The sequence below is a fragment of the Roseiarcus sp. genome, from assembly GCF_052145395.1.
Taxonomy (GTDB): Bacteria; Pseudomonadota; Alphaproteobacteria; order Rhizobiales; family Beijerinckiaceae; genus Roseiarcus.
In genome coordinates, this window is the sequence record NZ_JBKQOT010000276.1 from 1 (window position 1) to 7,021 (window position 7,021).

Consider the following 7,021-nt stretch of genomic DNA (forward strand, 5'->3'; position numbering starts at 1 on the left):
GATTCGGAAGCGCGAGTAAGCGGTCAAGGAAATTCAGAATCACGATTGATGATTTTTTGTTTTTGTAGAAACCTTGAGAACGGACGGATCGAAGGCGTGAGCCAACCACCGGGCGAGCCACTCGTCGTACAGGTCCTTCAGCGGCGGCCGGCGGGCTTCGATCAGCCTGAAGTCGGACGGCATAAACTTCAGCATCCACCAACAACGGCTCCGAGCGCGCCCTGGGCCCCTGCGCGGTCTACCGCAAGATCACCCTGTCAGGCCGGACGGGAATTGACGCTGCCGGACCAATAGTTCGTGGCTTGCGGCCGCTTGGCGCTACGGCCGCGTCGGCCGCCGTCGCGACCCGACCCTGCTCGTCATAGTTGTGATTTGTACTTCCCCAGCCCCGGCGTTCCCGCCTTCGCCCCGTCCCCTCCCAGCCCCAGCTCCGCCCGCGCCTCCTCGCGCGTTTTGATGCCGGCCGAGACCAGAATCTGCAGCGTCTGCGCCTGCTGCAACGGGTCGATCGAGTCATCGCCGACCCAGACGAATTCGAGGCTCGGCTCACCCATGCAAACCTGAAGAACCTGGTCGAGCGCGCTCTTGATCCAGGTTTTCAGCGGCACGAGGCCTTCCTGGGTCGCCTGCATGCGCATCGTCTCGCTCGTCGCCCGGTTGACCTGGGCGACGAAAGGCGTGGCGGGGACGGAGAAGGCGTAGCAGATCACCCGCGCCAGCCATTCGTCGTACAGGTCCTTCAGCGGCGGCTGGCGGGCTTCGATCAGCTTGAAGTCGGATGGCATGAATTTCAGCATCCGCCGCCGCGCGGAATTGCCGCTCATCAGCGCGTCGAAATAGTCCTGGAACTGGCGGATCTGGCTCGTCCATTCCTTCGGCAGAGTGGCGAAGGCGTCGGGCGAGGAGCCCGCGCGATAGTACTCCAGCGTCGCGGCCTCGCGCCGGAGCGCGATGTTGACCGTCAGCGCCACCTGCTCGACCGGGCTCATCCCGTAGAGCCGGTGGGCGCGGACGTTGCGCGGCAGGTACAGAAGCTCGTCGGCCGAAAAATCGGCGGCCGGGACGCCGTGCAGCACTTGCTGGTAGGCCGGGTCGGGCGGCTCGGGCGCGCGCCCGTCCTCGCCGATCAACGGCTTGATCGTCGCCCCGTCGATCACGTCGAGGGCATAGAGTTTTCCAGCGCGGTCGTAGCGCGGATAGATCGTCGCCGCGTCGATCACCAAGAGGTCTTCGAGCAGCATGCGCAGCCAGTCGCCGAACAAGCGGCGCCGGTCGGGACGGGCGAGAAAGGCGAGCGCCCTGTCGATCCGGGCGGACTCGTCCGGCACGTTCGCCCGCGCCCGGGCGCGAACCGAAAAGTTCTGCGCCGCCACCTGGTCCTTGCGCGTCTCGATGACGGCGCGCAGCAGCGGCAACGCGTCGGCGAGCGCGCGCAGCTCCGCAAACGAGATCCCGCCCTCCGAGCGCGGGACATAGTTGAGGTTGGCGCCGAACGGATAGTCGAACTGCCGCCCCTTCACGTCGGGCGGCGCCTGCGGCTCAAGCGGCTGCTGGGGGCCGAACCACGATTGCGGCGACACGCCGGTGATGGCGTAGCGCGTCGCCTCGGCAAGGCGGGCGAAGACGTTCGGGGTCAGCGGGCGTTCGACGGCGTCCGACATGCGGGGTTCCTTGGTGGTTGTAGGCGCGGTCAAAAAGGATGTCCGAAGGCGGTTCCGGGGAGGACGGCCCAGAAGCCGCGCCGTCGCGCTCGGCGAGCGCGGCTACAATGAAGGGTTTGAAGCAACCGCTTCGCCTTACGTTAGGGATTGGCGTGCTAAGGCGCGGGTCCGCCGTTCGTTGGAGACATTCATGCGCGGGCTGGCCCTCGCCGCTCTGCTCGTCAGCCTGCCGGGGGCCGTGTGCGCTGCACCGCGCTGGACCTTCTGCGTGGCCGCGGCTCAGAGCGGGGCGGAGGTCTGGATCACCGACGTGTTCCAGAGCGGGAGCGATCGCGAGAAACTGGAGGGCGCGTTCAAGAGCGCGGTCGAACGCCTCGGCGCAGCAGGCGCCGACGTGCAATGTCCGAGCGCACGCGACGACAAGACGGTCGCGGTCAACGCCCAGATCGACGCCGAGGCGTTCAACCGCAAGATGGGCGCAAACCTCCACGCGGTGGCGGCGAGCGATATTCCGGGACGGAGGTAGCCTGTAGCCGCGGCCGGCGACCGCGCCCTACAACGCGGCATGTGCGATCAGCGATCGCGTCTATAGCGACCGCCCCGCCCAGTAATCCATCATGCCCGAACTCGGCCGGTCGAGCCCCAAAAGGTCGGCGACCGCCCAGACCAGGGCGTCGGCGCGGTCGGGGGAGGGGCCAGAGCGGCGGTCGAAGTCCGGGGTCAGCGCGCAGAGCTGGTCCTCGAGCTTGGGAAACACGCCGGCGTGGAACACGAGCCCGCGTTCGTAGGCCGCGGCGACCGGCTCGGCGCGCAGGAATTTGCCGCGCGTCGCGGTCACCGTGCGCACCGGCAGGTGCGGCTCGGCCTGGCGCAACACCTCCGTCACCATCTCGCCGCCGTTGTTGATCTCGGCCACGACGCGGTTCGCGCCGAAGCCGCGATCGGCGGCGCCCGCGCGAGCCGCCCAGCCGGCCGGGCTGTCGCCCTGGCTCGTGAGGTCCGCGAGCACGTAGAGCCGTCCGTCGGCCGCTTTGCCCGCGACGACGAGGCCGCATTCGTCGGCTTTGGCGCCCGAGCGCGCCGGCGGATCGATGGCGACCACGACCTCGACGAATTCCCGTGGGCTCGCCTCGGGGGCGACGCGCTGGCGCTCGATCAGCGCCCGCGTCCACAAGGCGCCGGGCGTCTCCTCGACGATCTCGGCGAACAGCTCCTGCCGCCCGATGACGCGGCCCTCGTAGCGCCTGGCGATGCGCTTCAAGAAAGCGCGCGCGAGGTGTCCGCGGTTGTCGAAGGTCGAGCCGTGGGTGACGATCGTATCGTTGTCCGCGGCGAGCGCCTTGACGATCCGCGTCGGGCGCGGCGTGGTGGTGACGATCATCTGCGGCCGGGCGCCGAGCCTGAGGCCGAGCATCGCCTGGTCGAACGCCTCGGCGCGGCGCCACGCGGCCAGCTCGTCGCACCACAGCTTCATGTGCTGGTTGCCCCGCAAGCGGTCGGGCTCCTCGGCGGAGAAGAGTTGGCTGACCGCGCCGTTCGGCCATTCGAGCCGTCCCGCCGAGGCGAGGTAGCGCGGGCGCTCCTCGCTGCGGCAACAGCCGAGGATGCCCGACTCGCCGAGCACCATCACGTCGCGCACGTCGTCGGCGGTCGGGCCGATCAGGTTCACGAACGGAAAACTCCACGACCAGCGCCGCACCGCCTCGGCGCCGGCGCGCGTCTTGCCCGCGCCGCGTCCGGCGAGGATCAGCCAGACGATCCAGTCGCCCGGCGGCGGCTCCTGGTCGGGACGGGCCCGGAGGTTCCAGTCGCAGAGAATCTGCTCGCAGTCCCTGTCCGTCATCGTCGCGAGGATGCGCGCGCGTTCGTCGAGGCTGAGCCTGAGGAGGTCGCCGATCCGTCGGATCGGCGCCCGAACCTCTCCGTCCGGGGCCTCCGTCGCCGCGCCGGTCATGTGTCGCGGCGGTCTTCGGCGTCGTCGCCGGCGAGGTTGGCGGCGGCGGCGTTGAGTTTGGCGAGCAGCCGCTCGCGGTGCGCTTCGCCGTAGGGCTCGGGCGCGGGGCTCGCGCGATGGAACCCGTGGTAGCGGTCGAGCCGGTCGAGAATTTTCAGCGCGCGGTCGACGGCCGCGAGCTCTCCGGCCTCGACCCGGTCCATGAGCGGCAGGCGGTAGCTTTCGAGGCGGGCGATCTGGATCTTTGCAAACTGGGCGACGGTGGGCGCCCAGCGCCGGCCAAGCTCGTCGCCGAGCGCCTGCTCGACCGCCTGGGTCGGAAGGTTCTCCTCGGCGCCGATGGCGTCGGGACTGACGCCGCCGAGCAGGGCGGCGAGCATGCGCCGGGCGCGATGGAGCGGGATTTTCGGGGCCGCGTCGGATTCGATCATGGGAGCGCTCTCGGGAAAAGGGGAGGGGACGCGCGGGATCGCTCCGGCGCATGGGCGAGCGGCGGAGTTCGAAGACGTCGGCGCGGGGAGAGGCCGAGGGCGCCCTGATGCGCATTCCTCGACATCGACCAACAATGCCCTATCCGGCGGAAGAGCGCAAGGATTTGTTTCTGGAAAAGAGAAATATTGAAAAAACGAACGAAAATCAATTGATTACGCGGCGCGCGACTCCCGCGCCCCGCTTGCGGGGAGAGGGTTGGGGTGAGGGGCTGCGCCAACCTTTAATCGTTAGCGCCGCCCCTCATCGGGCCGACTTCGTCGGTCACCTTCGCCCCGCTTCGCAGGGCGAAGGACCGCTCACTCCCTCAAAAGCTCGTTAATCCCCGTCTTGGCCCGCGTCTGGGCGTCGACTGTCTTCACGATCACGGCGCAGTAGAGCGACGGGCCGGGGCTGCCATCGGGCAGCGGCTTTCCCGGCAGGGAGCCGGAGACCACCACCGAATAGGGCGGCACATAGCCGACGTAGACCTTGCCGGTCGCCCGGTCGACAACCTTGGTCGAGGCGCCGATGAACACGCCCATCGACACCACCGAGCCCTCGCCGACAATGACCCCTTCGACGATCTCGGAGCGCGCGCCGATGAAGCAGTCGTCCTCGATGATGGTCGGATTGGCCTGCAGCGGCTCGAGCACGCCGCCGATCCCGACGCCGCCGGACAGATGCACGCTCTTGCCGATCTGGGCGCAGGAGCCGACGGTCACCCAGGTGTCGACCATGGTCTTGGAATCGACGTAGGCGCCGATGTTGACGAAGCTCGGCATCAGCACGACGTCGCGGGCGACGAAGGCCGAGCGGCGCACGATCGCGCCCGGCACGGCGCGGAAGCCCGCCTCGCGAAAGCGGTTTTCGCCCCAGCCGGCGAACTTTGACGGGATCTTGTCCCACCAGGTGGCCTCGCCCGGGCCGCCGCCGATGATCACGTTGTCGTTGAGGCGGAAGGAGAGCAGCACCGCCTTCTTCAGCCACTGGTTGACCTTCCAGGAGTTCGGACCCGTAGCGCCGGGGATCTTCTCCGCCACCCGCGCCTTGCCGGCGTCGAGCGCCTCGAGCGCCATCTCAACCGCCTCGCGCACGTCCCCGGTCGTCTGCGGATTGATCGCGGCGCGTTTCTCCCAGGCCTGTTCGATCAGCGTCTGAAGCTTAACGTCGGTCATGGAGTTCCCTGAGGTTCTTGCGGGGCGCGAGGGTTTGTCCCGCCAGGGGCCGGCTTGTCAATGGCGCATCTGCCCGTTCCGCAGGACCGGGCAGAGGCGACGCGCCGTCTGTTGGTTTGTTTGGGCCTCGCCCACGTTCGGCGATCATCCCGCCCACAAGATGGCGATATCGTCTCGTGTCCGCAGCTTCGCGTCGGCCGTCACAAGGGTCATCGAACGGTTCCGGCATTGCGCGACCAGCATGCGATCGAAGGGATCGCGACGGCTCGAGTCCGCCGGCCGTTTCGGCGTCGGCGGCGTTCATGTCGAGTTCGACGAATCCGGCGTCGGCGACCGCCGTTCGCCCGGCGCCGTCGTAGATCCGTTTCCCATCGCGCCGTTTGATCGCGATCTCTCAGAACGATGCGGTGCTGATATAGGCGTCTTCATCGGCGCCCAATACGAGGCGCGGGTCCTGTATGACATGCGAGGCGAGCCGGCGTCCAACCAGAGAAAGACGTGAGTATCGAGCAGGAAACTCAATCCGAACCCTCGAAACGTGATCAGGCGGTCTCGATCGCGCGCGCCTTCTTCCTCGGCGAAAACCGTCGGATTGGAGCGACTGCGACATTGTTTTCGGCCGTCGATTCCATCGCCGAAACGAGGGGATTCGCCGCCAACGATACGAGCCCTTCGGTTCGCCGAACGCGACGCGGGAACGCCTGCCCGCTCGGGCCGCTGGTCGTTCAGATTGTGTTTGGGTCGACGCGGCCCACTGTAGCCGCGATCGCGGACCGCGTCTGGAACGCCTCAATGCCCCTCGAACGCCATCAGCGCACGCACGGGCACATTCAGCTCGGCGAGTTTCTTCGCGCCCCCGAGATCGGGAAGGTCGATGACGAAGCAGGCGGCGACCACGTCCGCGCCGAGCTTGCGCAGAAGCTTCACGGCGCCGACCGCCGTGCCGCCGGTGGCGATCAGGTCGTCGACCAGAATCACCCGCTCCCCGGGCTTCACCGCGTCCTGGTGCATCTCCATCTGGTCGACGCCGTATTCGAGCGAATAGGCGATCGACACGGTGACGTGCGGCAGCTTGCCCTTCTTGCGCACCGGCACGAAGCCGGCCGAGAGCTGATGGGCGACCGCGCCGCCGAGGATGAAGCCGCGCGCCTCGATGCCCGCCACCTTCTCGATCTTCTCCCCCGCCCAGGGCTGGACGAGCTCGTCCACCGCTCGCCGGAAGGCGCGCGCATCGCCAAGCAAGGTGGTGATGTCGCGAAACAGGATTCCGGGCTTCGGGTAGTCCGGGATGGTGCGGATGGATTGGGCGAGGTCATTCATGGCGAGCCCAGCCATAGACTACGCCTTTTCCAGCGTCGAGCCCGACGTGCGGCGGACTGCCGGGTCGTCACCTCAGAACCTTGCGAAAGCGCCACAATGCGAAAGCAAACAGCACCGTTCCGAGGCCGAAGAGGGCAAGAAACTGGGGCCAGACGATGTCGACGCCGGCGCCGCGAAAGACGATCGCCTGCGCCAGCATGACGAAGTACGTGTCCGGCGCGGCCAGCATGACGGTCTGAACGATCTGCGGCATGCTTTCCCGCGGCGTCGCTGCGCCCGACAGCAATTGCATGGGGAGCAGCGTGAGAACGAGAAGCAGCGCGAACTGGGGCATGGATTCGGCCAAGGTCGCCAAGGCGATCCCCAGCGCCGTGGTCGCGTAGAGCTGCAGCGCCGCGGCGGCCATGAACAGCGGGATGGAGCCGCGGATCGGCACGGCA

At 67.9% G+C, this 7,021-nt stretch carries 8 protein-coding genes; 1 reads left to right on the plus strand and 7 read right to left on the minus strand.

All coding sequences use genetic code 11. From position 1 onward, the window contains the following. Together ACLP25_RS09260 and ACLP25_RS09265 are read right to left on the minus strand one after the other, a co-directional pair. Positions 1 to 202: hypothetical protein (locus tag ACLP25_RS09260; protein ID WP_442468912.1), on the minus strand; the 202-nt coding region annotated here is incomplete at its 3' end. Between the two features lie 157 nt (positions 203 to 359). Continuing rightward, the gene (locus tag ACLP25_RS09265; RefSeq protein ID WP_442468913.1) at positions 360 to 1,661 is read right to left on the minus strand and encodes a phage portal protein; all 1,302 of its coding nucleotides are present in this window, start codon (positions 1,659 to 1,661) and stop codon (positions 360 to 362) included. Positions 1,662 to 1,851: 190 nt separating this feature from the next. Between ACLP25_RS09265 and ACLP25_RS09270 the strand changes: the two genes are divergently transcribed. Then, positions 1,852 to 2,187, plus strand: a complete 336-nt coding sequence (locus ACLP25_RS09270; RefSeq protein ID WP_442468914.1) for a hypothetical protein — start codon at positions 1,852 to 1,854, stop codon at positions 2,185 to 2,187. A gap of 60 nt (positions 2,188 to 2,247) precedes the next feature. Here ACLP25_RS09270 and ACLP25_RS09275 read toward each other — a convergent pair whose 3' ends face one another. From ACLP25_RS09275 to ACLP25_RS09295, 5 genes are all read right to left on the minus strand, one after another. Then, positions 2,248 to 3,504 carry a DNA-packaging protein gene (locus ACLP25_RS09275; protein ID WP_442468918.1) on the minus strand — a complete coding sequence of 419 codons (1,257 nt, stop codon included), beginning with the start codon at positions 3,502 to 3,504 and terminating at the stop codon, positions 2,248 to 2,250. 107 nt (positions 3,505 to 3,611) lie between these two features. After that, the gene (locus ACLP25_RS09280; RefSeq protein WP_442468915.1) at positions 3,612 to 4,046 is read right to left on the minus strand and encodes a hypothetical protein; all 435 of its coding nucleotides are present in this window, start codon (positions 4,044 to 4,046) and stop codon (positions 3,612 to 3,614) included. Positions 4,047 to 4,403: 357 nt separating this feature from the next. Then, the gene (gene dapD / locus ACLP25_RS09285) at positions 4,404 to 5,261 is read right to left on the minus strand and encodes a 2,3,4,5-tetrahydropyridine-2,6-dicarboxylate N-succinyltransferase (RefSeq protein WP_442468916.1); all 858 of its coding nucleotides are present in this window, start codon (positions 5,259 to 5,261) and stop codon (positions 4,404 to 4,406) included. A 789-nt stretch (positions 5,262 to 6,050) separates the two neighbouring features. Continuing rightward, entirely contained in the window at positions 6,051 to 6,581 is a 531-nt protein-coding gene (locus ACLP25_RS09290) for an adenine phosphoribosyltransferase (protein WP_442468919.1), read from the minus strand. Between the two features lie 67 nt (positions 6,582 to 6,648). Next, the coding region (locus ACLP25_RS09295) for an ABC transporter permease (protein WP_442468917.1) at positions 6,649 to 7,021 on the minus strand (373 nt) is incomplete at its 5' end.

Coding starts and splice junctions, on each gene's coding strand:
- ACLP25_RS09265 (WP_442468913.1), bottom strand. CDS start 1,661: ATGTCGGACGCCGTCGAACGCCCGCTGACCCCGAACGTCTTCGCCCGC.
- ACLP25_RS09270 (WP_442468914.1), top strand. CDS start 1,852: ATGCGCGGGCTGGCCCTCGCCGCTCTGCTCGTCAGCCTGCCGGGGGCC.
- ACLP25_RS09275 (WP_442468918.1), bottom strand. CDS start 3,504: ATGACGGACAGGGACTGCGAGCAGATTCTCTGCGACTGGAACCTCCGG.
- ACLP25_RS09280 (WP_442468915.1), bottom strand. CDS start 4,046: ATGATCGAATCCGACGCGGCCCCGAAAATCCCGCTCCATCGCGCCCGG.
- dapD (WP_442468916.1), bottom strand. CDS start 5,261: ATGACCGACGTTAAGCTTCAGACGCTGATCGAACAGGCCTGGGAGAAA.
- ACLP25_RS09290 (WP_442468919.1), bottom strand. CDS start 6,581: ATGAATGACCTCGCCCAATCCATCCGCACCATCCCGGACTACCCGAAG.